The sequence below is a fragment of the Corallococcus sp. AB049A genome (assembly GCF_003668885.1).
Taxonomy (GTDB): Bacteria; Myxococcota; Myxococcia; order Myxococcales; family Myxococcaceae; genus Corallococcus; species Corallococcus interemptor.
In genome coordinates this window covers 1-26,903 of sequence record NZ_RAWL01000067.1, presented here as the reverse complement: position 1 = coordinate 26,903, position 26,903 = coordinate 1, and the positions used below count along the sequence as shown (strand labels likewise).

The 26,903-nt window shown below is 70.9% G+C and carries 24 protein-coding genes; 16 read left to right on the top strand and 8 right to left on the bottom strand.

Going from position 1 to position 26,903, the window contains the following annotated elements; all coding sequences use genetic code 11:
- Positions 1-183: 183 nt before the first annotated feature.
- The 4 genes from D7X55_RS10340 to D7X55_RS10325 form a co-directional block, all read right to left on the bottom strand.
- Entirely contained in the window at positions 184-1,128 is a 945-nt protein-coding gene (locus tag D7X55_RS10340) for a class I SAM-dependent methyltransferase (protein ID WP_120549207.1), read from the bottom strand.
- Positions 1,125-2,480 (bottom strand): sensor histidine kinase, encoded by a 1,356-nt coding sequence (locus D7X55_RS10335; RefSeq protein ID WP_121722964.1) that lies wholly within the window; start codon positions 2,478-2,480, stop codon positions 1,125-1,127. The genes D7X55_RS10340 and D7X55_RS10335 overlap by 4 nt, the downstream gene beginning before the upstream one ends.
- 430 nt (positions 2,481-2,910) lie before the next feature.
- Positions 2,911-3,723 carry a hypothetical protein gene (locus D7X55_RS10330; RefSeq protein WP_120549205.1) on the bottom strand — a complete coding sequence of 271 codons (813 nt, stop codon included), beginning with the start codon at positions 3,721-3,723 and terminating at the stop codon, positions 2,911-2,913.
- A gap of 701 nt (positions 3,724-4,424) precedes the next feature.
- Positions 4,425-5,225 carry a TIGR04255 family protein gene (locus tag D7X55_RS10325; RefSeq protein WP_120549213.1) on the bottom strand — a complete coding sequence of 267 codons (801 nt, stop codon included), beginning with the start codon at positions 5,223-5,225 and terminating at the stop codon, positions 4,425-4,427.
- Positions 5,226-5,532: 307 nt separating this feature from the next.
- On the opposite strand from D7X55_RS10325, the gene D7X55_RS10320 reads away from it, so the two are divergent.
- Positions 5,533-6,153, top strand: a complete 621-nt coding sequence (locus tag D7X55_RS10320; RefSeq protein WP_120549204.1) for a hypothetical protein — start codon at positions 5,533-5,535, stop codon at positions 6,151-6,153.
- Positions 6,154-6,157: 4 nt separating this feature from the next.
- Here D7X55_RS10320 and D7X55_RS10315 read toward each other — a convergent pair whose 3' ends face one another.
- Complete coding sequence (locus D7X55_RS10315; protein ID WP_121722963.1) at positions 6,158-6,889, bottom strand: SAM-dependent methyltransferase; 732 nt, start codon at positions 6,887-6,889, stop codon at positions 6,158-6,160.
- Positions 6,890-7,091: 202 nt separating this feature from the next.
- Here D7X55_RS10315 and D7X55_RS10310 point away from each other — a divergent pair, with 202 nt between their 5' ends.
- A complete protein-coding gene (locus D7X55_RS10310) occupies positions 7,092-7,880 on the top strand; it encodes an alpha/beta fold hydrolase (protein WP_121722962.1) in 789 nt (262 codons plus the stop codon).
- Positions 7,881-7,893: 13 nt separating this feature from the next.
- Positions 7,894-8,328 (top strand): hypothetical protein, encoded by a 435-nt coding sequence (locus D7X55_RS10305; RefSeq protein ID WP_121722961.1) that lies wholly within the window; start codon positions 7,894-7,896, stop codon positions 8,326-8,328.
- On the opposite strand, the gene D7X55_RS10300 is transcribed toward D7X55_RS10305, so the two are convergent.
- Positions 8,325-9,023 (bottom strand): molybdopterin-dependent oxidoreductase, encoded by a 699-nt coding sequence (locus D7X55_RS10300; protein ID WP_120549200.1) that lies wholly within the window; start codon positions 9,021-9,023, stop codon positions 8,325-8,327. The genes D7X55_RS10305 and D7X55_RS10300 overlap by 4 nt on opposite strands.
- The gene (locus tag D7X55_RS10295; RefSeq protein WP_120549199.1) at positions 9,013-9,675 is read right to left on the bottom strand and encodes a cytochrome b/b6 domain-containing protein; all 663 of its coding nucleotides are present in this window, start codon (positions 9,673-9,675) and stop codon (positions 9,013-9,015) included. Before D7X55_RS10295 ends, D7X55_RS10300 begins: the two co-directional genes overlap by 11 nt.
- Positions 9,676-9,930: 255 nt before the next feature.
- On the opposite strand from D7X55_RS10295, the gene D7X55_RS10290 reads away from it, so the two are divergent.
- The 5 genes from D7X55_RS10290 (at position 9,931) to D7X55_RS10270 (ending at position 19,297) form a co-directional block, all read left to right on the top strand.
- Positions 9,931-12,528: a right-handed parallel beta-helix repeat-containing protein gene (locus D7X55_RS10290; RefSeq protein WP_147470071.1), complete on the top strand. Its 2,598-nt coding sequence runs from the start codon at positions 9,931-9,933 to the stop codon at positions 12,526-12,528.
- Positions 12,529-12,634: 106 nt separating this feature from the next.
- Positions 12,635-14,545 (top strand): penicillin-binding transpeptidase domain-containing protein, encoded by a 1,911-nt coding sequence (locus D7X55_RS10285; RefSeq protein ID WP_233609773.1) that lies wholly within the window; start codon positions 12,635-12,637, stop codon positions 14,543-14,545.
- A gap of 118 nt (positions 14,546-14,663) precedes the next feature.
- Positions 14,664-17,192: a magnesium-translocating P-type ATPase gene (gene mgtA / locus D7X55_RS10280; protein WP_233609772.1), complete on the top strand. Its 2,529-nt coding sequence runs from the start codon at positions 14,664-14,666 to the stop codon at positions 17,190-17,192.
- 56 nt (positions 17,193-17,248) lie between these two features.
- Positions 17,249-18,706, top strand: a complete 1,458-nt coding sequence (locus D7X55_RS10275; protein WP_121722957.1) for a serine hydrolase — start codon at positions 17,249-17,251, stop codon at positions 18,704-18,706.
- Between the two features lie 18 nt (positions 18,707-18,724).
- Positions 18,725-19,297: a glutathione S-transferase family protein gene (locus D7X55_RS10270; RefSeq protein WP_121722956.1), complete on the top strand. Its 573-nt coding sequence runs from the start codon at positions 18,725-18,727 to the stop codon at positions 19,295-19,297.
- Between the two features lie 3 nt (positions 19,298-19,300).
- Here the strand turns inward: D7X55_RS10270 and D7X55_RS10265 are convergent, their stop codons facing one another.
- The gene (locus tag D7X55_RS10265) at positions 19,301-19,606 is read right to left on the bottom strand and encodes a LysR family transcriptional regulator (RefSeq protein ID WP_120549193.1); all 306 of its coding nucleotides are present in this window, start codon (positions 19,604-19,606) and stop codon (positions 19,301-19,303) included.
- A 41-nt stretch (positions 19,607-19,647) separates the two neighbouring features.
- Between D7X55_RS10265 and D7X55_RS10260 the strand changes: the two genes are divergently transcribed.
- The 8 genes from D7X55_RS10260 to D7X55_RS10225 form a co-directional block, all read left to right on the top strand.
- Positions 19,648-20,106, top strand: coding sequence for an SDR family oxidoreductase (locus D7X55_RS10260; protein WP_121722955.1), 459 nt, complete (start codon positions 19,648-19,650; stop codon positions 20,104-20,106).
- A 100-nt stretch (positions 20,107-20,206) separates the two neighbouring features.
- On the top strand, positions 20,207-21,427 hold the full coding sequence (locus D7X55_RS10255) for a GAF domain-containing sensor histidine kinase (protein WP_121722954.1): 1,221 nt from the start codon (positions 20,207-20,209) through the stop codon (positions 21,425-21,427).
- A gap of 29 nt (positions 21,428-21,456) precedes the next feature.
- A complete protein-coding gene (locus D7X55_RS10250; RefSeq protein ID WP_121722953.1) occupies positions 21,457-21,741 on the top strand; it encodes a hypothetical protein in 285 nt (94 codons plus the stop codon).
- Between the two features lie 102 nt (positions 21,742-21,843).
- Entirely contained in the window at positions 21,844-22,140 is a 297-nt protein-coding gene (locus tag D7X55_RS44130; protein WP_199746920.1) for a hypothetical protein, read from the top strand.
- Between the two features lie 99 nt (positions 22,141-22,239).
- Positions 22,240-22,785, top strand: coding sequence for an RNA polymerase sigma factor (locus D7X55_RS10240; RefSeq protein ID WP_121722952.1), 546 nt, complete (start codon positions 22,240-22,242; stop codon positions 22,783-22,785).
- Complete coding sequence (locus D7X55_RS10235) at positions 22,782-23,522, top strand: hypothetical protein (protein WP_121722951.1); 741 nt, start codon at positions 22,782-22,784, stop codon at positions 23,520-23,522. Before D7X55_RS10240 ends, D7X55_RS10235 begins: the two co-directional genes overlap by 4 nt.
- A 54-nt stretch (positions 23,523-23,576) precedes the next feature.
- Positions 23,577-24,092: a hypothetical protein gene (locus D7X55_RS10230; RefSeq protein WP_147470070.1), complete on the top strand. Its 516-nt coding sequence runs from the start codon at positions 23,577-23,579 to the stop codon at positions 24,090-24,092.
- Between the two features lie 166 nt (positions 24,093-24,258).
- On the top strand, positions 24,259-26,903 hold a 2,645-nt coding region (locus D7X55_RS10225), incomplete at its 3' end, for a CHAT domain-containing protein (protein ID WP_407921764.1).

The window sequence follows — 26,903 nt, the reverse complement described above, 5'->3', positions numbered from 1 at the left end:
CCCCAGCACCATCCATCGCGTGAAGCCATTCATGTCTGATCCCCCGTGTTGGTGTGACGAACCCAAGGCTGGGGGTGGGACGGCGCGAGGACATCGTCCGGAGGCTCCGCGCCGCCGGGCCGCTCACGCCCCGGCCTGTGGGGCAGGGGCCCGCAGGGCTGGCCGGTCGAATGTGATGACGGCTCAACCCTCGCGGCGCAGCACGAGCAGCGCGTACTCCAGGCCTCCATCCAGCAGGCCCTGTTGCAGCCACAGGTGCTCGCGGCGCGACTCGGCGCGCACGGCGTTGAGCGCGGCGCGCAGACCGCGAGCGTCCTCGGGGGCGCGGGCCAGGTGCTCGTGGACGCGCAGCTCCGAGCTCAGCGTCCAGAAGCCCACCGCCCTCGCGGACACGTCGTCGTGGGCCTCCAGCTCCAGGCCGGCTTCGTGCGCGTCGGCGAGGAACGCGTTCACGCTGCCCAGGTGCCGGCTCCACGCGTCCTCGGACGGGTGCATCGCGTTGGCTCGCACCCAGAAGCAGTCCGCGACGGCCAGCACGCCGCCGGGCTTGAGCCGGGCGTGCACGCCGCGCAGCCACTCCGCGCGGGGCAGGGCGCAGGTGTTCTCCACGGCGATGACGGCGTCGTAGCACTCGCGGGGCCGGGGCGGCTCTCCCGTGCACAGCCGGGCCTGCACGTGCGCGCCCAGGCCGGCTTCGTGCGCGAAGCGGCGCACCTGCTCCAGGTGCGAGGGCACGGCCAGCAGCGCCGTCACCCGGGCGCGGTGCTCCTGGGCCCAGTACAGCGCGCTGCCGCCCAGCACGCTGCCCACGTCCAGCACCTCGCCGCCGTCCGGGAAGGGGCCCATGGCGCGCGCCAGCTCCGCGAGCAGCGCCTCCTGTGAACGCCTCAGGCACTCGCGCAGCTCCGGGCCCGGCGTGCCGGGCGGAGGCAGCCGGTCCACCAGCCCCGTGTGGCCGTACACGCGGGGCCCCGGACCCTGGCGGGCGAGTCCGCGCGCGGCGAGGGCTTCATGGTACGTCCGCACGTCGAACGGCGTGAGCGGGGCCGGGGCCACGGCTTCGTTCGCATCCCTCCCGCGCGCGAGGGGCGAGGACACCATCGGGATGAGGGCGCTGAGGGGCTTCATGGGTACTCCCGGGGCAGCAGGATGCGGAGCAGGGCGCCGCCGCCCGGTCCGTTGTGCCGGTGCAGCAGGCCGCCGCTGGCGCGGAGCAGGCACTCGCTGGTGTAGAGGCCCAGCCCCGTGCCCTGGGACTTGGTCGTGTAGAGCTCCTCCGCGGGCGCGTTGAGGCGCTCCGGGGGGAAGCCGGGTCCGTCGTCCTCGATCACCACCTCCAGGCGGCCGCTGAGCGGTTCGGTGCGAGCCCGGATGAAGACCCGGGACGCGCCCTGTTCGCCATTGCCCTCGCATGCGTTGACAACCAGGTTCTCCACCACCCGGCGCAGCGTGAGCGGTCCGCCGCGCACGAGCGCGCGAGGAGGGCGGGGCGGCTCCAGCTCCACGTGGATGTCCACGTCCGGGAAGCGCAGGGACACCTGGGCCTGCACGGATTCCAACACCCCGCCCAGGTCCACGGCCTCCGGGTCGGTGCCGGCGAAGCGGCGGCTCTTGGCGCGGACCTCCCTCACCATCTCCTGGAGCTGGCGCAGGCTGTCCTGGAGCTGGCGGGCCTGGTCGTCGAAGCCGGAGCGCGCGAGCCCGCCGCGCTGCGTGCCGAAGGCCTTCAGCATGTCCGCGGCGGTGCCGGCTTCGTGCAGCGCCTGGTCCATGCCCTGGTGGTGGCCGAGGATTTCGGCCATGGCCTGGGTGAGGCGGCCCACGTCGCGCTCCTGCTGTTCCACCAGCTGCGCGTGCACGGCGGCGCGCAGGCGGTCCGCGTCCGCGCGGGCCTGGTCGTAGCGCACGGCGAGCGAGCCCACGTACAGCTGCGCGACCACGGCGGCGGGGCCCACGAGGGTGAGCAGCCGCCCGTTTGGCGCGTGCCACCCCAGGGCCGCCGCGCCCAGCAGGGCCCCGAGCGTGCCCACCATCAGGAAGGGCTCGCGCCACGTCACCCGGTAGCGCCGGCCGTGCACGGCGGAGGTTCCGATGAGCAGCACGCCCAGGAGGAATGCGCCGGGGAGCGCGGCGAGCGCCGTGAGGCTCGCGAGGAAGAAGTGCTCCAGCGCCAGGCCGGGCAGCCACGTGAGCCAGCCCCACGCGGCCACGCGTCCACGGCGCGCGTGCACGAAGGCGAAGGCGACGCGGTGGACGGCGCAGGGCAGGAAGCACGCGAGCGCGGGCGTGAGGGGCACGGCGAAGAAGGCGTGGACGCCGGGGGCCCACGCGGTGGCTCCCACGAGCGCGGAGCCTCGCAGGAGGAAGCCCGCGACGGAGCGCACGCGCAGGGACGCGAGGAGCCGGCCCGCGTCCTGGGCGCGCATCCAGCGGCGGAAGGTGGTGACGCCCAGGCAGGAGGAGGCGGGCGGGGACTTCATGCGCGCGCTCCGGTGCGGGAGTGCAATGGCGCGGCGCGGGCAGGACGGTGCCCGGACGGATGCAGGTCTCCGCGATGTGGACGCATGCTGGTCAACCCCCCGGCACCAGGCGCAGCCCTCGACTTGAAGGGAAGCAAACGGCGGTTGCGGCCTCCCGGTCAAACGCGAGGACACGGACACTGTTGGCCAGTCCGCCGTCCCTGGCTTCCCGGCCAGGGTGGGGAAGGGCTCCTGTCCCGCGCGACAGTGCTTGGGAGACTTCAAGAACTGTTAGATGGGACGAAGGACCTGATGCCTCGCTCGGCACACTGATGCGCTTGGCTTGGCGGACAGAGTTGCCGGAATACGTCCGAGAAAGACGAGCGCTGGCTGCAGGTGGAGCGTCAAAGACGAGGAGCGCGATGTCACCCGGCTCCGCACGGATGGGTGCTCAAGCCGAGAGGTGGTCAAGGTCGAGAGGATCGCTCCCGACGTAGTCCTCTCCTGTGAGATCTGCGAGAGTAGCAACCTGTCCAGCAACGACGGTGAACCTGCCCCCTGCCGGCACCAGCGCGAGCCATCCGTCGAGTAGCTCCGCCCAATTCTTCCCTTCGAAGAAAGGGCTGGCGGCATCGCGGATGAACCAGAAAAACAGTGTTACGAAGGTTGCGTTCCAATCTGGCGCAGCCTGGACGCGGATCTCGCGAAGCGCGCGCAAAGCTCTCCCTTCATCGGTTTCTTTCTCGTGCTTACCGATAAGCCTGCTCTGAAGCTTCTTGGCGAAGGCATTGAAGTCATCTGGGAACGCAAAGCGCTCTCGCTTGCGCGCGAGCGCCTGAGCGAATGACCGAATCTCTGCGTCCGAAGAGCAGCCAGGAGTGCGCTGCCATTTTGCCACCAATGACTTTTCGACCGTCATGATGCGATCGAGGTCGACGGCAAGCCCTTTGGAAACCATGGCAGGCATCGTAGCCAGTGCTGGGCGACGGCCCCGTTGTACGTCCAGAAGCGTGGCTTCGTTCAGCCGTACCAATGGAGCAACCTCAACGAAGGGGCGATCTGTGCACGTCCGAACGATGTCGCAGGTCTGTGTGACGACAGCCAAGCCTTCTGTTTCCGAAATCAGCGCCTGTAAACCCTCCTCGGCTGCTCCTGCGGAGGCGTCGGTCAAGGCCACAGCCGAGTCTCCTGCGTGGATGAACCACCGTTCATCAAGCGCAAGATCGCCCTGCCGCCAATGCTGAAGCGCGGCATCAATCTCCATGACTTCAGGAGCGCTAGGCGAAAGTGGCGCGGGCAATCATTTCCTCCGAGGCGCTCTCACAGCCTTCGATGCAAGCAATCGACCACTGGTCGCGTGAACTCGGTCCTGGAGTGCGTCGACTTGCTCCTCGGGGGGACGGGGGGCTCTCGTCTTCATCACTTCGGCAGAGAGGCTGGGCACACGCGTGCGTCGTTCCTTACCTCTGCCGAGGAGCGTGATGGCCTGCTCATACTGCCTCGCCGCTAGCAGGTCGAAGGGCAATGGATTCCCCTCATGGACTTCGAATAGTGCCTCTCTATTGGCACTAGCCGAACCGCGGTCAACCGTGCGAACTACGGCGAGAAGCCGGAGAAGATGCTCCTCATTGCTTGAGGTCATCTCCTTGCCGCTTGCCCAGAAGTGAAGGGAGCGCCGGTTCACGGCAAACAGACGCGCGAGCTGTTCCCAGGTCAAGCCACTCAACCGGCGTAGTTCTGCGATGGCAGGACCAACGCGGTTTTCGGCAACAAGAGATATTCCTGTGGTGGTCTGCTCCACCGGGAGAGGCGGACGCAGCATTGTCTCGGACGGAAAAACATAGGTGCTGGACGTACTCAGGCCCGCGAGCATGAGGCCAACCCACATCTGGTCCCGGCTCTGAAGCATCCGCATGGCACCTGCGGCGGATGTCGAGTCGAATGACGAGGCCCTTCCTAAGCCGATCATGGCGTGCCTCCATAACGCCGAAGGAAATCGTCCGTCACAGCCCAGCGAAACAAGGTGTAGATGCGCTCTGCATAACGCTGGACGTTCGAGAGAACCTGTTCGGTTGAGAAGGGCAGTGGCGCCGTGCTGAACATGTCGAGATCGAGAATCCAGCTCTTCTCTTTCGCGGGTTCAATCGCCGCAGGATCAATAGTGGCTCCTGGCGGCAGTTGCCCCCACCGTGCGAGCACCTGAGAATCCGAGAGCCGAAACAACGACTCTGAAATGGTGTGCGCTGCGTGGGTCGCCACGGCAGAACCTATGATGCCGCGAACCTCTGGATGTACCAGCTTCGCGATGTTGTCGACATCGCTCCCAATGATCCGGTCGATGTAGCGGACGCCAATCCGGTCGATAAGCTTGGGTGCTAAGTGAACAGCCACTGCGTCGACTGTCGTCCGCAGTCGAGCGAGGAAGTCGAGTCGGCTCGTGTATTTCGTCGTTTCGAGAGCGAGGAAGTCAGAGGCCAGGGAAACTCTCCAGTTGTCCTCGACATCGCTGAAGCGCCATACGATCCGCTGCTTCTCGGACAACACGCCGGGCGTATGCAGGTCGAAGAGCATCTCCTGCGCCTGACCTTGTCGGAGTACGGGGTAGATGGCACGTAGTGCCTCTTGAAAAGGGGCGATGAAGTCGCGTTGCTCGACTCGCAAGATCTCTGGGAAGCGCAGTTGGGCAATGACTCGGACGAGAGGGGCGTCCCTAAGGGGCACCTCCTTGGGGGGGCTTGCGACAAGCGGGTCCCAGGCGTTGCTCATGCAGACCAAACTAGATGTCCGATGATTGAATGTGAAGCAGCGTGTGAAGCGGAAGTTGAATTGGACGGCGTCCGAGGATGGGCTGCGATCGGGTGGTAAGACCCTGGGCGTCCTGGCTCTCGTCGCAACTTCGTGAAGTTACTTGTGATGGCCGGGGTGTCCGCAGCTTCTCCGTAACGGTTTTCGATCGCAGGCGGCTGGCTGGCAGTCGACCGCAGATCTTGCCCTGGAGGGCTGACGGGGCGGCACGGGGGCCCTTGAGGATTTCCCCAGTCTGTACGTGCGGGGCGCGATAGAGGGGCGCACCATGCGTGACAGAATCCAGGCGGTGTTGCGGCAGCTGGCTCAATCTGCGGAGTTGGAAGTGCGGTGGCTGCACACGGTGTCGCTGCTGGAGTTCATTGGTGCGCGGAAGATTTCGCGCACGGTGGCGGACCGGCATCCGTCGTTGGAGGTGCTGGGGCACCTGGCGGACGAGACGCGCCATGCGTTCACGTTCAAGCGGCTGGCGTGTGAGGTGGCGGGCCGCGAGGACGTGACGGAGTTCCTGAGCGTGGAAGCTGCGGCGGCGTGGTTCCAGTCACTGGACCGGCAGCTGGCGGAGTGGGTGACGTCGGTGACGGGGACGCCGGACGTGTACCTCCAGTACCTGCTCACGACGGCGGTGGTGGAGCGCCGGGCGATGGTGCTCTATCCGCTCTACAAGGCGGCCACGCGGCACGCGGTGGTTCGCGAGGAGCTGGGGCGCGTGGTGGTGGAGGAACAGTCACACCGCCGCGCCATCGAGGACGCCTGCATGCAGCGCCTGGAGAAGGCGGGCGTGACGCTGGAGCCCGCGCTCGCGCTGGAGGAGCGCCTGTTCGAGACCTTCCTGACGCAGCTGGAGAAGGACGTGGCCCAGGCGCTCGCGGGGGCGCAAGCGGCCTGAGCCGTCACTCCGGCGACGGCTCTTCCCCGTCGTCGCCGGCCGCGCTGGAGAGCACCAGCTTTCCGCCCGTCCACGCCGCCTGGAGGTTCCTCGCGCGGCGTGCTCGCTTGCGGCTCAGCTCCACGCCCACCGCGTCCAGACCCAGCGCGTTGGCCACCGCGAGCGCGGTGCCGTGGCCGCAGAAGGGGTCCACCACCGTTCGCGTCCGCGTCTGCTCCAGGATGAAGCGGCACGCCACCAGGCATGCGTTGAGCCCCATGCCTCGCGTCCATGTCACCTCGCCGGGGTCCGGCAACACGTCCGCCGTGGACTTCGCCGCGTCCGCCTTCAACCCCCGGCTGAAACACAGCAGGTGCGAGTACGCCGGCCTGCCGAACGTCACCGTCCCCGGCGCCCTGCGGCACACCACCTTGTGCCAGAGCGTGTCGAATCCCTGCGCCTCCGCCGCCTTCGACACCAGGTAGCCCTTGTCCACCCAGGCCCCGTCCTTCTTCACGTCCGACTGGTAGAACACCGCCACCCCGTCCGCCGGCACCCGCGACAACACCTTCGCCGCCGCCCCCACGAACCAGTCCTTCCACTGCGGCACCGTGAGCTGGGGGAACTCGGAGACGTCCGGCATCGACGCCACCACCGAGCACCCCTCCAGCACCGGCCGTGCCTCCAGCCACGCGAGCGCGTCCTCGCAGTACACCGTGCGCTTCGCTCCCGCCGTCCCGTCGCGTCCATCCGTCATGACGCGCCCGAGTCTGCCGCAAACCGCGCACCCTCTCCCACCCTTCATTCCGTCCCCGAGCACCTACCCGTCAGGACAGCCCGCTCCTCGGACCGTCAGGCAACCCCCGAGCAGGTGGACGGCCACGCCCCAATCGTGGCTTGCTACGCGTCCCCTGCAAGACGTGACTTCTCAGTCTTTCCCCCCGAAGAGGACAGCCCCCATGCCCACGACGACCGCGACGGATGGAACACCCCTGCACTACCGGGTGTTCGGGGACGGTCCTCGCGACGTGGTGCTGGTGCACGGGTGGATGGTGTCCGGCGCGGTGTGGGACCCGATGCTGGAGAAGCTGGACCTGACGGGCCTTCGCCTCATCGTCCCGGACCACCGGGGCACCGGGGCGTCCGGCCGCCCGGCGTCGGGGTACACGCTGGCGCAGTACGCCCAGGACGTGGTGGCGGTGGCGGACCACGCGAAGGCGCAGCGCTTCGCCCTGGTGGGCCACAGCATGGGCGGGCAGATCGCCAAGTGGGTGGCGGCGGATGCGCCCTCGCGCGTCACCGGGCTGGTGCTGCTCAACACCGTGCCCGCGGCCGGCCTGCCGCTGCCTCCGGACGCGGCCGGGCTGTTCCGCACCTCCGCGGGGGACCGCGAGAAGCAGAAGACCATCCTGGGCCTGGCCTGCAAGCAGCTGTCGCCGGAGTCGCTGGAGGCCCTGCTGAAGGACTCGGGCGCGGTGTCCAGGGACGCCATCGAGCAGTGCTTCGATTCCTGGACGGCGGGCGGGTTCGCGGACCGGCTGTCCGCCATCACCGCGCCCACGCTGGTGGTGGCCACGGATGATCCGTTCCTGCCGCCCATGTTCCTCAAGCAGGCGGTGGTGGGGCTCATCCGCAACGCGCGCATGACGCACCTGCCGGGGCCGGGGCACTACCCCCAGGTGGAGCGTCCGGCGGAGACGGCCGCGCTGGTGTCGGCGTTCCTCGCGGGCAACGCCGCGCAGGCCTGAAGGAGGACGTGCCATGGCTTGGAGTATGTCGTTCGAGCGCGACGCCGAGCACGACGTCGTCACCGCGCACTTCACCGACTGCATCCTCGTCACGGACGAGGACGTGTTCCGCTGGCGGGACGAGGTGGAGGCGCAGTTCGCGAAATTCAACGGCCGCGTGGACCTGCTCATCAACCTGGATGGGCTCGTCGTCCGCCACACGGCGGGGCGCACCTTCGGCAAGGTGCGCCGCGAGGTGCTGGAGCGCAACACGCACCGCTCGTACCGCTACGGCGGTGACGAGATGACGCTCATGTACATTGGCACCAGCGGCGTCATCAACGGCGCCGCCGTGAACCACTACCCCAACCGCGAGGCGGCCCTGGCGGCCATGCTCGCCGAGCGCGAGAGCCTGCGCAAACGCGGCTTCACGCCGTTCCTGCCGGGCGTCGTGAGCCCCAAGCGCTAGACGCCGGCGAACCACTCGTAGCCGCGGTCCTCCCAGGTGCCCCCCGTGGCCTCCGGGAGGAAGCGCACGGTGGTGAGGTACTTCACCATCTTGTAGCCCAGCTTCACGCCCGAATAGAGGCGCAGGGGCGCCCCGTGCCCGGGGATGAGCGGCGCGCCGTTCATGCCGTACGCGAGCACGGTCTGCGGGTGCAGCGCGCCAGGCGCGTCCCAGGACGAGTAATAGCCCTGGTCGAACGAGCGGAACTCCACGAACCCCGCGCGCGGATCCGCGCCCACGGCCTGCGCCAGGTCGCTGACGCGCACGCCGTGCCATGACGCCACGGCGCTCCAGCCCTCCACGCAGTGGTGGCGGATCCGGTAGTCCGTCCGGGGCAGCCGCTGCAGCTCCTCCAGCGTGAAGGCGCGCGGCCGGGCCACGAGTCCTCCGACGTCCAGCCGCCAGCCCTCGGGGGCCAGGGGCACGGTGTCGGAGAGGAAGTAGTGGGGAAAGTCGCCGGGCGGGGTGAGCTGTCCGACGGGCTCCTCGGGGGCGAGCCGGTTGGGGTGGAAGAGGGCGGACTGGGCGCGCTCGTTGAAGCGGTCCATGACGCCCAGGAAGCCCTCGCGCGGACGTTGGGAATCGCAGGCGCTGGTGGCGAGCGCGGCGGCGCCCAGCAGGACGCGGCGGCGGGTGAGGATGCGCTCAGGGGGCATCGGGTCGCCTCCCGCCGGTGATCATCTCCCCGAAGGTGCGCGGGTGCAGGGCGACGAGGACGACGTGGCCCACGGTGAAGAACGCGAACAGCGCGAGCAGCAGCAGGTGCACGAAGCGCGCGGGGTCGTAGCCACCAAAGAGCCTCGTGAGCCACTGGAGCTGCACGGGCTTGTAGATGGCGAGGCCGGACAGGACGGACAGCACGCCCATGATCAGCGCCGTGGTGTAGGCCAGCCGCTGGAGCCCGTTGTAGAGGCCCGTTTGCGCGGGCGCGGGGCGCAGCCGCAGGTAATAAGCGAGCGTGGCCACGGCATCGCGCGTGTCGCGGCGAGGGAGGAACAGACGGCGGCGCCACTCTCCGCTGAGGGCAAGGTAGAGCACGTACACGAGCCCGTTGAGGGCCAGGAACCAGCCGAACGCGAAGTGCCAGCTGCGCGCTCCCGCGAGCCAGTCACCCAGGCGCATCCACGAGGGAGGCATGGCGTCCTGGAAGGGGTAGAGCGCGAAGGGCCGCCCGCGAGGTCCCATGCGCGGATACGCGACGAGGATCTGCAACCCGCTGGCCGCGAGGATGGCGAGCAGCGGCACGTTGGCCCAGTGGGCGAGCCGGATGGGCCAGGGCTGGGGCCTGCGGGGCTTGGACGGATGCACGCGGTGGACCCCATCACCGCGACGCGGCCCGGGACCATGCGGCGGGAGGGCGGCGCGAACGCCCGGGAGAGGACTCCGTTGTCAGGGCCTGTCGAGCAGTACAGCGCCGAGCAAGGATTCCCGTAGCACCGGCCCTCGGGTCGCGGAGCATTGGCAGGCATTGGACGGCGCACGGGGCCCGGGCTCCCCGTGGATTGGACGTGTGGGAATCCCCCGGTATCGTTCCCGCTCCGTCCTTCTTCCCCCGAGGATGCCGTGACCCTGAAGCCCGCCCATGCGTTGCACCTCGTGGGGTTGTTGTTGCTGACCTCGGTCGGTTGCGTGGAGGAGGACCCCGCCTTCACGGCGCCGCTGGCCGGTGGCGTGCGGGTCGTGGTCGCGGCGCCCCGCTCGGTGGTTGCCCGGTCCGTCGGCGTGAGTGCCATCCCCGCGTCTCGCGGCGGGGCGTACGAGACGCTGACGCAAGACCCGGAGGGTGACCACGTCTGGGCTGGCAGCTTGAGGCCGAATGTTTCCGGGGAGGACGTCTACCTGAGTGCGGACGTCACGGACTCGCCGGACACCATCGGGGCCTTCGTGGAGCTGCGGGGCGTGCGGGTCCCCCGGTATGGCGAAGCGCTCGCGGTCATGGTGCCCGAGCCCCGGGGCACGCCTCCCGCGGTGGCGAACCATGCGCCGCACATCCTCGCGGTGACCGGACCGAACGCGATCGTCGAGGATGGCGCGACGGTGGACCTGCTCGCGCACGCGAGTGACCCGGATTCAGACGCGCTCACCTACGCCTGGACCGCCTCCTCGGGCGTGCTCGACTGCACGGAGGCGTCGTGCAAGTGGACGGCCGCCCTCCCCGAGGACGCCGATTCTCGCAAGAAGGGCGCGTTGATCGGCCTGCGGGTCACGGACGCGCGAGGCGCGGTGTCCACGCTCCAGTTCCGCATCGCCGTGGGCACGGTGCGCGGGCCCGCGTGGCTGGGGGACACCTTCGCCAACCGCGCCCCCATCCCCTCCGATGCAGGGGCACCCCAGCAGGTGATGCTGGGCAGCCGCTTCCAGGTCCAGGCGACGGTGACGGACGAGGACGGCCCCCAGGAGGTGCTGACGTATGCCTGGAGCGCGAGCTGCGAGGGCACCTTCGATGACGTCACGCTGGCCACTCCCGCCTTCACTCCGACGGCGGAGCCCACGGACTGCGGCTGCCAGCTGAAGGGCGCCGTGACGGACGGCTTCGGTGGCAGCACGGAGCAGCTCGTGAACCTGTGCGTGCGCGCGGACGCGCCCCCGGTCATCACCACCGTGTCGCAGTCAGCGAACAGCGCGCTCGCGGGCGAACGCGTGACGTTCAGCGTGGTGAACGTGACGGACCCGAGCGGCGAGGCGATGACGTTCGCCTGGACGTCGAACGTGGGGGCGCTCGGCACGCCGGTGAGCGATGGCGCGTCGAGCAGCGTGGACTGGACGGAGCTCTCCTGCCTGCCGGCGGACGTGACGCCCACCGTGGAGCTGGTGGTGACGAACGCCTCTGGCGCCAGCACGCGGCATTCCTTCTCCGTGGCGTGGGCCGGCCGGCGCTGCGGCCCGGGTGAGTCCCCGTGCCCTGTCACGCTGACGCCCGGCCAGGTGACGCTGCGCGAGGACTGCGTGGTCCAGAGCGCGATGTTCATCCCGGACGGCTACACGTTGAACGGCGCCGGGCACACGCTGACCGCGTCCGAGGACGGGGCCGGGGACCACTACAAGGGCGCCGTGCTGCGCAACCGGGGCACGGTGGCGAACGTGCGCGACGTCACGGTGACGGCGCGCAACCTGTCGGACGTGTGTGACGGGGAGGCGGATCGGCTGCGCGGCATCCTGCTGGAGGGCGCGAGCGGGACCATCGAGGACACGGTCGTGGAGGACCTGAGCCAGGCGGGCAACTTCGGCGGCTGCCAGGAGGGCTTCGCCATCGACGTGCGCAACCTCGCGGCGGGCGCCACGCCGGTGGCGGTGACCGTCCGGGGCAACCAGCTGACGGGCTACCAGAAGGCGGGCGTGGTGGTGCTGGGCCGCGTGGTGGCGACGGTGGAGGACAACGTCATCGACGGGCTGGGGCCCACGGACCGCATCGCGCGCGTCGGCATCCAGCTCGCGCACGGCGTCTCCGGACAGGTGATGGGCAACCAGGTGCGGGGCAACGCGTACATCTTCGAGCGGGACTATGGCTCCGGCATCCTGGTGTTCGGCGGTCCGTACTACGGCGCGGGCCGCGAGCTGTGCCACGACCTGCGCATCGAGGACAACGTGCTGGAGGAGAACGACGTCGGCGTCAGCCTCTTGCAGGCGATGGACCTCGACTTCACGCCGCCCCCCGGCTCCCAGAACCTCCAGGTGATTGGCAACACGCTGACCAAGACGGACCTGACGGGCTCCTATCAGGCCGCCATCTCCGACAACGGGACCGCGAACCTCATCAGCCTCAACCGCATCAGCGGTGACGGGTACGACGAGGCGGTGTATCCGAGCAACGCCATCGCCATGGACGTGGCGGCGCAAGGCGACGAGCGTCAGGTGGGCTTCGCCACGCCGGCGCGGACGCTGGACGTGGGGACGTGCTCGGAGGCGCTGGTGGTGCAGGGCTGGGACCTGGTGGGCAACCTGGCCCCGCTGTCCGTGCCGGAGGTGGCGCTGGCCGCGACGGACCCAGGCGCCACGTTCCACCTGCTGCCGGATTGCTCGGATGCGCCCGTGACGGTGGTCAGCCTCAAGAACCCGCAGCGCGAGGGCATCTTCTACCTCCGCGCCGCGACGGCCGGCCCGCTGACCGTCACGGCGACGGGCGACGGCGCGAGCAAGACCCAGGAGCAGACCGTCCGCTGATCCACGCTGCGCGTGCGTGCCGGTGGATGCGAGCGCCGGATGTTCGCCTCGGCGCGCGGGGCGCGGTACAGGGGGACGCGTGTACGGACGGGCGGTCATTTCCTGGGTGGGGCTCTGGCTCCTGTTGCTGCTTCCCGCGTGCGCGCCGAAGACCGTGAGGCCCACGGTGCCTCCGGTGCCCGCGCCCACGGTGCCCTCGGGCCCCGAGGGCCTGGCCCTCCAGTACCTGGACGCCTGGGCTCGCAACGACGTGGAGGCGCAGCGCCGCGTGCTCGTGGACGCGCCCCAGGACTACGACGCGCAGCAGGCGCGCTGGAGGCAGGAGCTGGGCGTCGTGGCCTCGCGCTTCGAGCCGCCCCAGCTCGAGTCCCAGGGCGCCACCACGGCGGTGGTGCGGTTCATCGGCGTGCACACGCTGCGGGGGCTGGGGGACTGGGAGGTGGAGTCCCGGCTGCGCTTCGTGCTCCGGGGCAAGCGCTGGGGCCTGCTCTGGACGCCGGAGGTGTTCCACCCCGACGCGCGGCCCGGAGACCGCTTCGGCCGCACGCGGACGTGGGGGCCTCGCGCCGCGCTGCTGGACGCGAACGGGGACTCGCTCACCGTCCCGGGAGAGGTCATCCGCGTCGGCGTCATGCCGGGCCGCGTGAAGGACCGCGCGGCCGTGGCCAGCGTGCTCCAGGCGCAGCTCGGCGTGGACCCCGCCAGGGTGCTCGCCGCGCTCAACGCCGCGAACGCGCAACCCGAACAGTTCCTCGCGTTCATCGACGTGCGCCAGGAACGCTATCAACAGGTGCGAGGCGTGCTCGCGCCGGTGCCCGGCATCTTCTTCCGCAAGAAGCCCGCGCGCCTCAGCCCCGCGGAGGGCTTCGCCGCGCACACGCTGGGCCGCGTGGGCGAGGTGACCGCGGAGGCGCTCCAGGCCCTGGGCATGCCCTACCAACCCGGAGACGTGGTGGGCCTGTCCGGCCTGGAGCGAACGCAGGAGCGGACGCTGGCGGGACGCCCCTCCGGTGAGGTGCGCCTCCTTCACCGCTCCGGCGGCAGCGACCTGCTCTACCGCTTCGACGGTGAGCCGGGCCGCGACGTCCGCACCACGCTGCGCAGGGACGTGCAGGCGGCGGCGGAGGCGGCGCTCGTGGACGTCACCTTTCCCGCCGCGGTGGTCGCGGTGGACACGGCCACGGGCCACGTGCTGGCCATGGCCAGCAGGCCGCTGGGGGAGGGATGGCACCGCGCGCTGGTGGGACGCTATCCCCCGGCCTCCACGTTCAAGCTGGTGACCTCCGAGGCGCTGCTCGCCAGCGGCCTGAAGCCGGACTCGCGCGTCGAGTGTCCCCTGGAGGTGACGGTGGGCCGCAAGCGCTTCCGCAACTTCGAGTCCGAGGTCCTGGGACCCACCACGCTGCGCCGGGCGTTCGCGCTGTCGTGCAACACGACGTTCATCCAGCTGTCGGAGAAGCTGCCCCCGCACGCGCTGGAGGACGCGGCCCGGCGCTTCGGCTTCGGCGTGTCCTACGACGTGGGCCTGCCGTCCCCCGGCGCCACCTTCCCTCCACCGAAGGACGACGCCGAGCTCGCGGCGGACGCCATGGGGCAGGGCCGCGTGCTGGTGACGCCGCTGCACATGGCCACCGTCGTGTCGGCGGCGGACACCGGCGTCTGGCATGCGCCGAGCCTCCTGGCGGACGCGGACACAGGCCCGGAGTCACGGCTGGTCCCCGGCACGACTCAAGCGCTCCGCGAGCTGATGCGCGCGGTGGTGACGGACGGCACGGCGAAGTCCGCCGCCCACATCCCGGGGCTCAAGGGCAAGACAGGCACGGCGGAGTTCGGCACGGCCGTGCCGCCTCCGACGCATGCGTGGTTCGTCGGCGTCCGTGACGGCATCGGCTTCGCGGTGTTCGTCGAAGGTGGCGGCGTGGGAGGCCGCGTGGCCGTGCCGCTGGCGATCCGCTTCCTCCAGGCGCTGGACGCGGCGGCGGTCCTCTCGTTCAAGAAGGGCGACAACGCCAGCTAGGGCGCGGGGCCGTCCCTCCGAGCGCCGCGCCCCTCCCCGGTGACTGGTCTCCCGGGAGGGCACTGCGCACGTTGCGAGGATGGGCGGTGGACGCTCGAGCAACCGGGGAGCCAGGCCCGTGGCGCGTGCTTCGCCCGCCTGGAGCGAGCCGGTGGAGTCGCTATGCGCCCGGCTGGGCACCTCGCTCCAGGGGCTGTCCTCCCAGGAGGCCGGGGCGCTGCTGGAGTCCCTGGGCCCCAATGACCTGGAGTCCCGGCGCCGCCGGCCGCTGCCCCTGGAGCTGCTGCTGCGGCTGGGCAACCCGCTGGTGCTGGTGCTGCTGGTGGCGTGCGGCATCTCGGCCGTGGTCCACGACCTGACCAGCTCCGCCATCATCGCCGTCATCGTGTTGATCAGCGTGACGCTGGACTTCGTGCAGGAGCACCGGGCCAGCAACGCGGCGGAGCGCCTGCGCGGCGCCGTGGCCCTGCGCGCCCGCGTGCTGCGCGACGGCGTGGAACAGGAGGTGCCCGCCACGCGGCTGGTCCCCGGGGACGTGGTCCTGCTGGCCACCGGCAGCCGCGTCCCCGCGGACGCGCGCGTCCTGGAGTCCCACGCGCTGTCCGTGAACGAATCGCTGCTCACCGGCGAGCCCTACCCCGTGGAGAAGGCGCCGGGGCTCGCGCCCTCGGACGCGCCGCTCGCGGACGTGGGCAACACCGTCTTCGCCGGGACGTCGGTGCTGGGGGGCACGGGCCGCGCGCTCGTGTTCGCCACCGGCTGCGAGACGGAGGTCGGCGGCATCGCCCGGGGGCTGTCCGCGCCCGTCGCCTCCACCGCCTTCGAGAAGGAAACGCACCACTTCTCCGCGATGTTGATGCGGCTCACGGTCCTGATGGTGCTGTTCGTGCTCCTGGTGAACCTGACCCTGGCGCGTCCGCTGCTGGAGTCCTTCCTCTTCGCCATGGCCCTGGCGGTGGGGCTCACGCCGGAGCTGCTGCCCATGGTGGTCTCGGTGACGCTCGCCCGGGGCGCCCTGCGGCTCGCGGACCAGGGGGTCATCGTCAAGCGGCTGAGCGCGGTGCACGACCTGGGCTGCATGGACGTGCTGTGCACCGACAAGACGGGCACGCTCACGGAGGCGAACATCCGGCTGGCGCGCACCGAGGACGCCACCTCCCAGCACAGCGAGCGCACCCTCGCGTGGGCCTTCCTCAACAGCCACTTCGCCACCGGCCTGCGCAGCCCCATGGACGAGGCCATCCTGGCCCGGCGCGTGGCGTGCACGCAGGGCTGGCGCAAGGAGGACGAGCTGCCCTTCGACTTCGAGCGCCGCCGCGTGTCCGTGCTGCTGGAGAAGGACGGCCGCCGCGTCCTGGTGGTGAAGGGCGCGCCGGAAGCCCTGCTGTCCTGTTGCGAAGCCTGCGAAGCCCCGGAGGGGCCACCCCGAGCCCTGGACGTGCCCGCGCGCGAGGCCCTGCAGGCCCGCGCCGACGCCCTGGGCGCGCAGGGCTTCCGGGTGCTGGGGCTCGCCTGGCGGGACGCGCCGGTCCAGCGCGAAGGGCTGTCGCCGGAGGACGAGACGGGCCTCGTCTTCGCGGGCTTCGCCTCCTTCCTGGACCCGCCCAAGCAGAGCGCCCGGCCCGCGCTGGCGGCGCTGCGCGAGGCGGGCGTCGCGGTGAAGGTGGTGACGGGCGACAACGCGCGGGTGGCGGCGCACGTCTGCCAGGAGCTGGGGCTGGAGGTGCGCGGCGTGCTCACCGGCGCGGAGCTGGCCCTGCTGGACGACCCGGGCCTGCGCGCGCGGGCCCGGGACACCACCGTCTTCGCGCGCGTGTCCCCCGCGCAGAAGAGCCGCATCCTGCGCGCGCTGCGGCAGCGCGGCCACGTGGTGGGCTACCTGGGGGACGGCATCAACGACGCGCCGTCCTTGCACGAGGCGGACGTGGGCATCTCCGTCGCGGGCGCGGCGGACGTCGCGCGCGAGGCCGCGGCGCTGCTGCTGTTGCGCCAGGAGCTGGGCGTCCTGCACGACGGCGTCCAGGAGGGGCGGCGCACCTTCGGCAACGTCATGAAGTACATCCGCATGGGGACCAGCTCCAACTTCGGCAACATGCTGAGCATGGCCCTGGCGTCGCTGGTGCTGCCGTTCCTGCCCATGCTGCCCATCCAGATCCTCCTCAACAACATGCTGTACGACGTGTCGGAGCTGGCCATCCCGCTGGACACGGTGGACGCGGAGCAGCTGTCGCGGCCCACGCGCTGGGACCTGCGCTTCGTGCGCCTCTACATGGCGGTGTTCGGCACGCTCAGCTCGCTCTTCGACGCGGCGACGTTCACGGTGCTGCTGCACGGCTTCCACGCCGGGGCGCCGCTCTTCCAGACGGGCTGGTTCATGGAGTCGCTGACCACGCAGGTGCTGGTCATCTTCATCATCCGCACCCGGGGTGGCGCGGCGCGCAGCCGTCCCGCGCGGCTGCTGGTGCTGTCGTCGCTGGGCGTGGTGGCGGTGGCCTGCGCGCTGCCCTTCACGCCGCTGGGCCCCTCCTTCGGCTTCGTGCCGCCGCCGCCCGCCATCCTCGCGTCCCTGGGCGGGCTGGTGGTGCTGTACCTGGCCTGCGCCATGGGGCTCAACCGCTGGTTCTTCCGCCGCTTCGCCACCGCCTGAGGATGCAATCGCCCCGCCAGCGGGACGTAGGTAGGCTGGTGCGTGGGAGAGACCGAATGAACCGGAGTCCGTTGCGCTTCCTGGCCGTGGCCTTGTTGCTCCTCCCTGTCATCTCTGGTGCCGCGACGCGCCAGCAGGAGCTGGACAGGCTGGTGACGCAGTACCACCAGCTGCGCCAGTTCAATGGCGCGGTGCTCGTGGCCAATGACAAGGGCGTCGTCCTGAAGAAGGCCTACGGCCTGGCCAACTTCGAATGGAACGTGCCCAACACGCCGGACACGAAGTTCCGCATCGCGTCCGTGACCAAGCAGTTCACCGCCATGGTCATCCTCCAGCTGGTCGCGGAGGGGAAGCTCAAGCTCGACGACACGCTGGTGTCGGCGCTGCCGGACTACCGCAAGGACACGGGTGCGCGCGTCACCGTCGCCCAGCTGCTCAACCACACGTCCGGCATCCCCAGCTACACGGGCTCGCCGGACTTCTTCCCCAAGGTGTCTCGCAACCCCTACGCCGTCGCGGACTTCGTGAAGCAGTTCGCCAGCGGGGACCTGGAGTTCGAGCCCGGCTCGAAATTCAAATACAACAACTCCGGCTACTTCCTGCTGGGCGCCATCATCGAGCGCGTCACCGGCAAGACGTACGCGCAGGCGGTGCAGGAGCGCATCTTCACGCCGCTGGGCATGAAGGACTCCGGCTACGACGTCACCGCCACGGTGCTGCCCAAGCGCGCCAGCGGCCATGAGCTCACGCCGGACGGCTATGTCCACGCGGACTACCTGGACATGTCCCTGCCGTACGCGGCCGGGTCGCTGTACTCGACGGTGGAGGACCTCTACCGCTGGGACCGCGCGCTCTATGAGAACAAGCTGCTGCCGGAGGCGCTGAAGCAGAAGATGTTCACGCCCGGCCTGGAGAACTACGGCTTCGGGTTCTTCGTGAACCCGCTGAAGCTGGACGACGGCAAGACGGAGCTGCCCACCATCACCCACAGCGGCGGCATCAACGGGTTCAGCTCGCGCATCTACCGCGTGCCGGCGGGCAGGGAGGTGGTCATCCTCCTGGACAACACGTCGCGCGGCGACAAGCTGGTGGAGCTGTCCGCGGGCCTCCTGAGCGTACTCCACGGCATCCCGCCCAAGGCGCCCCGCATGGGCATCCGGGAGCTGCTGAGCACGACGGCCGAAAAGGAGCCCGTCGCGAAGACCGTCGCGCGCTACCGCGAGCTGAAGGCCTCGAAGCCGGACGCGTATGACTTCTCCGACGGGGAGCTCAATGGCCTGGGCTACCAGCTGCTCCGCAAGGGCCGCGCGGCGGATGCCGTGGAAATCTTCAAGCTCAACGTGGAGATGTTCCCGAAGGTGGGCAACGTCTACGACAGTCTGGGGGAGGCCTGCCTCGCGGTCGGAGACAAACAGCAGGCGCGCGTGAACTACAGTAAGGCCGTGGAGCTGGACCCGAAGAACGCCAACGCGGCGGCCGCGCTCCAGAAGCTGGGGGCGCAGGCCGCTCCCTGATTCAGGAGAGGTGCCTGCATGAAGCTCTATTTCAATCCGCGCAGCCGGGCTGTCATTGGCAAGTGGATGCTCGACGAGGCGGGGGTCGACTACGAAATCGTCCCCATCGACCTGGAGAAGCGCGAGCAGAAGTCGCCGGAGTTCTTGAAGGTGAACCCGGCCGGCAAGCTGCCCGCGCTGGTGGACGGTGATGCGCGCGTGTTCGAGAACGCCGCCCTCTGTCTCTACATCGCGGACAAGTACCCGCAGGCGAAGCTGGCGCCCGCGGTGGATGCGCCCGAGCGCGGCCGGTACCTGTCGCTGATGGTGTACTCGACGTCGCAGCTGGAGCCGTCCATGGGCGACCACATGGCCAAGGCCCCCACGCTGCCGCAGCGCGGATGGACGGAGTACTCGCAGACGCTGGACGCAGTGGAGCGCGAGCTGGGGGACGGCCCCTACCTCTTCGGTGACTGGTTCACCGCCGCGGACGTGATGATTGGCTCCATGTTCATCTACCAGCGCATGCTGGGCGGCTCGACGGGGCGGCCGAAGCTGGAGGCCTACGTGGACCGGCTGCAGGCCCGGCCCAAGGGCTTGAGGCTGCGCTGAGTCTCACGACCCGGCGAAGACCCGCGACACCCAGTCGATGAAGACGCGCACGCGCGGGGACAGCTGGCGGTTGCGCGGGTACATCAGGGACACGGGCGTGGGCGTCGGTGGATGCTGGGCCAGCACGGGCACCCGCGTCCCGCGCCCGAAGTCCTCCTCCAGGCGGTAGCGCGGCGCCTGGATGAGGCCCAAGCCCAGCCGCTCCTCCAGCTGCTTCACCGCGTCCGTCACCGACGAGCGCGGCAGCCCCAGGTCCTTCGCGGCCTGCGTGAAGCTCCGGCGCTCCACGATGCGCGTGAAGGCCTTCATGGCGTCGAACCGGCTTGTCCTCACTTCAAGGAGAGGACCCCATGACGACCCAGACCTGGCAGCAGCAGAAGACGGCCCTCGTGACGGGCGGCTCGCGCGGCATCGGCGCCGCGGTGGCGGAGCGGCTCGCGCGCGATGGCTTCCACGTCCTCGTCAACTACGCGGGCAACCACGACGCGGCGCGGGCCGTGGTGCGCCGGATTGAAGCGGCGGGCGGACGGGCCCTGAGCTTCCAGGCGGACGTCGCGGACCCCACCGCGTTCCCCCGGATGTTCGACGCGGCGGCCGAGGCGTTCGGCGGCGTGGCGCCGGGCCCCACCGCCACGGAGCTCTTCTTCGACGGCAAGTCCCCGGAGCTGGTGGAGCGCATGGCGAAGCTCAACCCGCTGGAGCGCCTGGGCACGCCGGAGGACATCGCCGCGTCCGTCGCGTTCCTCGCGGGCCCGGAGGGCGGGTGGATCAACGGCCAGGTCCTGCGCGCCAACGGCGGCATGGTCTGAACGCCTGACGTGCGGGCAGGGGGGCGGGCGGTTCAGGCGCACCGGAGACCCGGACAAAAGCCATCCCCACCGTAGTCGCGTGAACGACGCCAAATCAGGGATGCAGGTGGGATGGGAGGAGCCCCGGCTGCGGGCGCTGGAACAACTGCTGGCCCTCCCGGCAGCCGAGCTGCGGCCCACGCTGGACACCGCGAGCCAGCTCATCTCCGAGCTGTTGAACGCCGACAAGGTGGACGTCTTCCTCATCGAGCACAGCAGTCAGACCCTGGTCGCGGTGGGCACGAGCCAGACGCCCATGGGCCACCTGCAGAAGGCGCTGGGACTGGACCGGATGCCCCTGGCCAATGGCGGGCGCGCGGTCCAGGTGTACGAGACGGAAGCCCCCTTCATCTCCGGCCGTGTGGAGGAGGACCCGGAGGAGCTGCCCGGCATCAAGCACCGGCTGGGGGTGCGCTCCGCCCTGATGGTGCCCCTGCCCATTGGCGACGAGACGCGAGGCGTGCTGGCCGTGTCGTCGGCGCGCAATGACTTCTTCACCGACAAGGACCTGCGCTTCCTCCAGGCCGTGGCGCGCTGGGTGGGCATGGTGGCCCACCGCGTGGAGCTGGTGCAGGAGCTGACGAAGCTGGCGGTGAAGCAGGCCCGCCGCAAGGCGGCCGAGGAGCTCATCACCGTGCTCGCGCACGACATGGCCAACCACCTGCTGCCGCTCCAGGCCCGCATCCAGCTCATCCAGCGGCGGGCCACGCGCAAGCAGGAGCCGGAGGACCTGCGGGACGCGATGGGCGCGGCCGCGTCGCTGCGCTCCCTCACGCGGCTCATCAACGACCTGCTGGACGTGGGGCGCCTGGAGCAGGGCCTGTTCAGCCTGCGCCCCCAGCCCATGGACCTCTCGGGGCTGGTGCGGGAACTGGCCACCACCGCGAGCACCCCCGCGCACCCGGTGCGCTTCACGGGCCCCGAGGAGTTCGTGACGGTGGCGGATCCAGACCGCGTGCGGCAGTTGCTGGAGAACCTGGTGGCGAACGCGCTCAAGCACTCGCCGCCGGGGCAGCCCGTGGACGTCACGCTGGAGGCGCGGGACCGTCCGGAGGGGCCCGGGGTGTGCGTGACGGTGAGCGACCAGGGGCCGGGCATTCCCTCGGAGCTGATGCCCACGCTCTTCGAGCGCTTCATGCGGGGGCCCGGCTCCACGGGCCTGGGCATTGGCCTGTACCTCGCGCGGCGCATCGCGGAGGCGCATGGCGGCGCGCTGGAGGTGGCGTCGACGTCATCCGCGGGCACGCGCTTCGAACTGTCGCTGCCGGTGGTGACCGGGTAGCGCGAACGCAATTCATGGAGGGCAGCACCATGTCTTCGGATTGGGCGGAAGAAGCGGAGCGGCAGGCGAAGGCGATGACGCGGGACCTGGTGGAGGTGGGCCGCACGAAGGGCTTCCGCGTCACGTATCAACGGCGCGAGGCGCGCTTCATGCTGCGCGCGGGCACGGTGACGACCTACTTCTCCGCGCATGACTATGACGGGCCTCGCGGCATGGACTGGCTCCGGCTGCGCATCGACGTGCTGATGCACGCGCGGCCCGGGCAGGCCGAGGGGCACGTGGAGCCGGCCGGACTGGGACCGGCGCCGCACTGAGGCGCGAGGCGAAAAAACGCGCGGCGGGGGTGAGGGGAAGAAAGGGGCAGTTCCGTTTTGTGAGGGCAGGCGCGAAAGGCGCCACTCCCAAGGAGCAGCCCCATGTCACCGTCCGCGCGCTTCCGTTCCGTGTTCCGGTTCACCGCCCTGGCCTGCACCACCCTGGGCGTGAGCGCGTCCGCGCAGACGTATGCCTTTCCCGGCAACAGCGTGCGCGACATCCTGGAGGGCAAGGTGCACCGCAGCGGCAAGGAGCGCGCGGGCGCCATCGTGTCCGGCCTGGCCGCCACGGCCACCGCCGTGGGCACCCGCTTCATCCTCACCGCCGTGCGCCTGACGACGGGCTCGGGCGGCGGCGGCGACCTGCGGCTGATTGCCTGGGAGATGAACCTCCGGTAACGCGAGGGAATTTTCGCGGATTGCCCGGCTTCTCCCAACCGCCGATGATGCGTTCGTTCAACCGACGCTCGGCGCCCTTCGCGGAAGGGGGGAGGCATCTTGGAGCTGCGACACGGCCCCTGGGCGGGTGCATCCCCGGACGCAGGGTTGGAGACGCTGCGGCGTGACCTGGGCAGGGCGCTCGCGAGCGTCTGCCCCGCGTCGCTCGCGGACCGGCGGGACGACCTGTTGCAGGTCGCGATGATGAAGGTGGTGGAGCTGCGCGGCCGCGCCCCGGGCCGCGCGGAGCTGACCCCCGCGTACCTGTACCGGGTGGCGTACACGACGCTCATCGACGAGCTTCGCCGGACGGGGGCTCGCAAGGAGGTGGCGTTGGAGGAGGTGGCGGAGGGGCCCCAGCAGCCGGTGGCGCCGGGAGACCCGGAGCGCGCGGCGGGGGCCGCGCAGATTGCGCGGGCCGTGAGGGACTGTCTTCAGGGGCTGGTGCAGGACCGCCGCCTCGCCGTGACGCTGCACCTGCAGGGACACACCGTTCCGGAGGCCGCGGAGCTGCTGGGGTGGGAGGCCAAGCGGACGGAGAACCTCATCTACCGGGGGCTGAGCGCGCTGCGCGCGTGTCTCTCCTCGAAGGGAATCCAGCCGTGAGCGAACGCCGTCCCGGGGATGACACGCTGGAGGCCGAGGGGGTGGAGCGGCTGCGCACGGCGCTGCGTGAGGATGACGCGCCAGGGGAGCCGGTGGACGCGGACCTCGTCTGGCGCGCGGTGAGGCAGGAGCTTCCGGCGGAGGAGCGCCGGGCGGTCATCGAGCGCGTCGCGGCGGATCCCGCGTGGGCGCAGGCGTGGCGGTTGGCGAAGGCGATGTCGCAGGCAGCGGCGGAGGCGGAGCGGGGGGCTCCGGAGGTAAAGGCGGAGGTGCCGGCGGCACGCGTGGAGGCGCCCGCGAAGGTGGTGCCGCTGACCGCCCGGCGCTCCTGGCAGGGGCGGCAGGCGATGGCCGCGATGGCGGCGACGGTGGTGGTGCTGGTGGGCGCGGTCGTGGTGGTGCGGCAGCAGCAGGCGCAGGTGGACCCCACGCGGATCCGCGGAGGCACGGCGGAGGTCATCGCCTCGCGGGTGCCGGAGGCCACCGCGCTCCCGCGTGAGCGGTTCGAGCTGCGCTGGAGCGGAGTGCCCCAGGCGGTGTCCTGGAGCGTGCAGGTGTCGTCGGAGGACCTGAAGGTGTTCCATCGCGCGGAGCGGCTGGAGTCGCGCGAATACACGGTGCCTGCGGACGTGCTCGCGGAGCTGCCCTCCGGAGCACGTGTGCTGTGGCAGGTGGAAGCGCGGCTTCCGGATGGAAGCGTTCAGCGCGGCAGTACGTTCGTGAACCGGGTGCGGTGAGTGCCGCACCACTTGGGCCAGGCCGGTGGCTCAATGACAAGCAGAGGGGGATGTATGAAGACGATCCACATTCGCAGGGGATGGGTGCGCGCGCTGTCCGTGATGGCGCTGCTGTGGGGCGTCACGGCGGCGGCGCAGGCGGCACCCGCGCAGGACAGCTGGGTCATCACCACGGATTCGCTGGCGGGGGCCGCGCGTGACACGGTGGAGGCCACCGTGGACGCGGTTCCGATGCGCGGGGGGGCCCCGGTGCCCATGACCCTGCGCATCCTGGATGAACACGGCGCCGTGCTCGCGAGCGTCACGGGAATCGCGAGCCTGACCGCGCCCCTGCGGGTGAGCGCCAGGGCCCCTTCTTCCGCCGGGGTCCGCGCGCAGCTCCTCATGCCGAAGGACGCCGAGCAGCTGTCCGGCGGCGACCTGATCCTCACGCGGGAAGGGCTGGGGGAGCCGCCGCCGACCGGGCACCTTGTCTGCGAGTTCCCTCCCAAGGATGCCCAGGACCCCGTCACAACCATGCCGGAGCCTGTCACCATGGGGAAATGCTGGGTGGAGACCGAGGAGTCCTGATGTGACCGGCGCGCGGCGACAGCGCGTGGGGCGGCTGGGCGGCTTCACCCTGGGGGTGGGGCTGGCCCTGTGCGCCCCCGCGCGGGCCGCCGCCCCTCCGGCGCCCTCCGCGCTCGCAAGGTGCGAGGAGGCCTTCGCCGCCCACCCGGAGGGCTCCGACGCGGCGATGTGCTTCTTCCGGAACGCCCAGGGGCTCCCAGGGCGTGACGAGGCCCGGCGCAGGCTCCAGGGCCTCATCGCGCGGCACCCGGACCGTCCGTGGCTCACGCTGGTGCTCGGGCACATGGAGCTGTTGTCCGAGCCCGCGCTGGCGGAGGCGTCCTACCGCCGCGCGGCGCTCGCCTTCCGCGAGCAGGGGGACGCGGAGGGGGAGGTGATGGCCGGCATCAACCTGCGCAGCGTGCTGGGGATGCGCGGCCAGACGGAGGAGGCGCACCAGTGGGTCCTGCGGGTGGGCGAGGTGGCCCGGGCCTCCGGGGATCCGAAGTTGGAGGTGCGCGCGCTCATCCTGGAGGCGGCCGAGCTGTCCGACCTGGGCCAGGACCTGGGCCGCGCCTACCGCCTGCTCAAGCGCGCGGAGTCCCTGACGTTCCCGGACGGCACGGACGGCATGAAGAAGCAGCTGCTCAGCCCCCTGGCCACGGTGAGCGTGAACCTGGGGCGCTTCGACGAGGCGCGGGCCATTTTCGCGCGGCTCGCGGAGCTGGCGGAGCGCACGAAGGACGCGGGCACGGAAGCGCGTGTCCGCTTCGCGCTCGCGAACCTCGCCTGGCGGCGGCAGGAGGAGCGTCCCGAACCGGGAGGCCAGCCGGAGCTGTTGCGGCTCGCGCGGGAGGCGCTCGCGGCCTCCGAGCGCGCGGGCAGCAAGGCCTTCGAGGCGATGGCGCTGCGCCTGTTGGGGGAGTTGCTGAGTGACGGGCCGGAGGAGCGGCGCGAAGCGGAGGACGCACTGGGCCGCTGCATCGACATCGCCCGGGAGACGGGCCTGCCGGAGCGGCGCATCTCCTGTCTGTGGACGCGCGCCGAACGCCGCTCGGCGGTGGACGCGGCCGCCGCGTGGCGCGACGTGGACGAAGCGCTGTCCCTGGCCGCCGAGCACGACAACCCGCTCTATCTCGCCTCCGCGTGGCGTGCGCGGTCGATGGTGGCCTTCCGCACGCGGCCGTTGCCGGAGGCGCTGGACGAGGCGGAGCGCGCGCTCGCCGCGGTGGAGGTGCTGCGCCAGTGGCAGCGGGATGCCACGAGCCAGGCGGAGCTCTTCTCCGGCTGGGCCAGTGACTATCACCGGCTCGCGGGCCGGACGCTGGAGGCGGGAGAGGCCTCCGCCGTGCCACCCCGCGAAGCGCTGGAGAGAGCCTTCGCGGTGAGCGAGCGCCTGCGGGCGAGGACGTTGTTCGAGACGTTGGTGGCCTCGCGGGCGCTCCCGGCGCAAAAGGAGCCTCCAGAGCAACGCAAGGCGCGGGACGGCGTGCTGCGCGGAATTTCAGCCACCCAGCGGAGGCTGCTGAATCCAGCGCTGACCGCGTCCGAGCGCACCCGGCTGCTGGGAGAGCTTCAGGAGTTGGAGCGCCGCGAGCGCGAGCTGAGACCCGCGACCTGGCGCATGGAGCCTCCTTTCGCATCGCTCACCGTGGCCGAGCAACGCCGGGAGCACGGGCAGCGATTGGAGCCTGCCGGCGCGTCGCGCTCCGAGACGGAGCCACGGCAGGAGCAGCGTTCGAGCGGCCAGAGCGCGGAGCTGTCATTCGCGTCGCTCTCCGCGACCGAGCAGCACCTGGGAGAAGAGGAGGCACTGCTCGTCTTCCTCGCGGGCACGGACCATGACATCCAGGGCGAGCGCGCGGGAGGCGCGTGGGTGCTGGCGGTGACCCGCGAGGGCACGCGCGCGTACCGCATCCCGGAGCGCGCACGGTTGCGTCCCGCGGTGGCGCTCCTGTCAGGCCTCATCGAGCGCCGTGACGGTTCGGAGTCCGGAGCCGCCGCGGCGCTGTACTCGCAACTCCTGGCGCCCGCGCTGCGGGACCTGCCGTCGAAGGTGTCACGCCTGCTGCTCGTCCCGGATGGTCCGCTGCACGACCTGCCGTTCGCCGCGCTGCGGGAGCACGCGGACGGCCCGCCACTGATGGCCCGCTACGAACTGGCGCGAGTTCCCTCCGCGAGCCTCCTCCACCACTGGCGCGCCCAGCCCGCGCAGCCACCGGAAGGCGAGGCCCTGGTCCTGGCGGATCCGGACCGGGGTGAAGCCCTTCAAGGCCCGAAGGTGGCCAGCGCGAGAGGCGGCGTGTTCCTGGAGACCGCGAGCCTGGGCGCGCTGCCGGAGGCGCGGCGTGAGGGCCGCACCGTGAGCGAGTCCCTGGAGCACACGGCCGTGAAGCCCCGGTTGCTCATGGGCGCGGAAGCGTCCGAGCACGCCCTCAAGGCCTCCCGGTGGGACGCGATGCGCATCCTCCACGTGGCCGCGCACGCGGTCGTGGACGTCGAATCCCCCGAGCGCTCCGCCCTGGTGCTGGCCCCGGGCGCGGCGGGAGAGGACGGCCTGCTCCAGCCCCGGGAGATCGCGGAGCTGCGGCTGCGGGACGCGCTGGTGGTGCTGTCCAGCTGCCGGGGCGCCTCCGGAGCGCTGCTCGCGGGGGAGGGCGTGCTGAGCCTCGCGAGGGCCTTCTTCGAATCAGGCGCGAGAGCCGTGGTGGCCAGCCTGTGGCCCCTGCGCGACGCCGAGGCCGCGGAGCTGCTGGAGCGCTACTACCGGCACCTGGCGCGGGGGCAGGGCGCGGCGGCGGCGCTGCGCGAGGCCCAGCGCGAGGCCTGGGA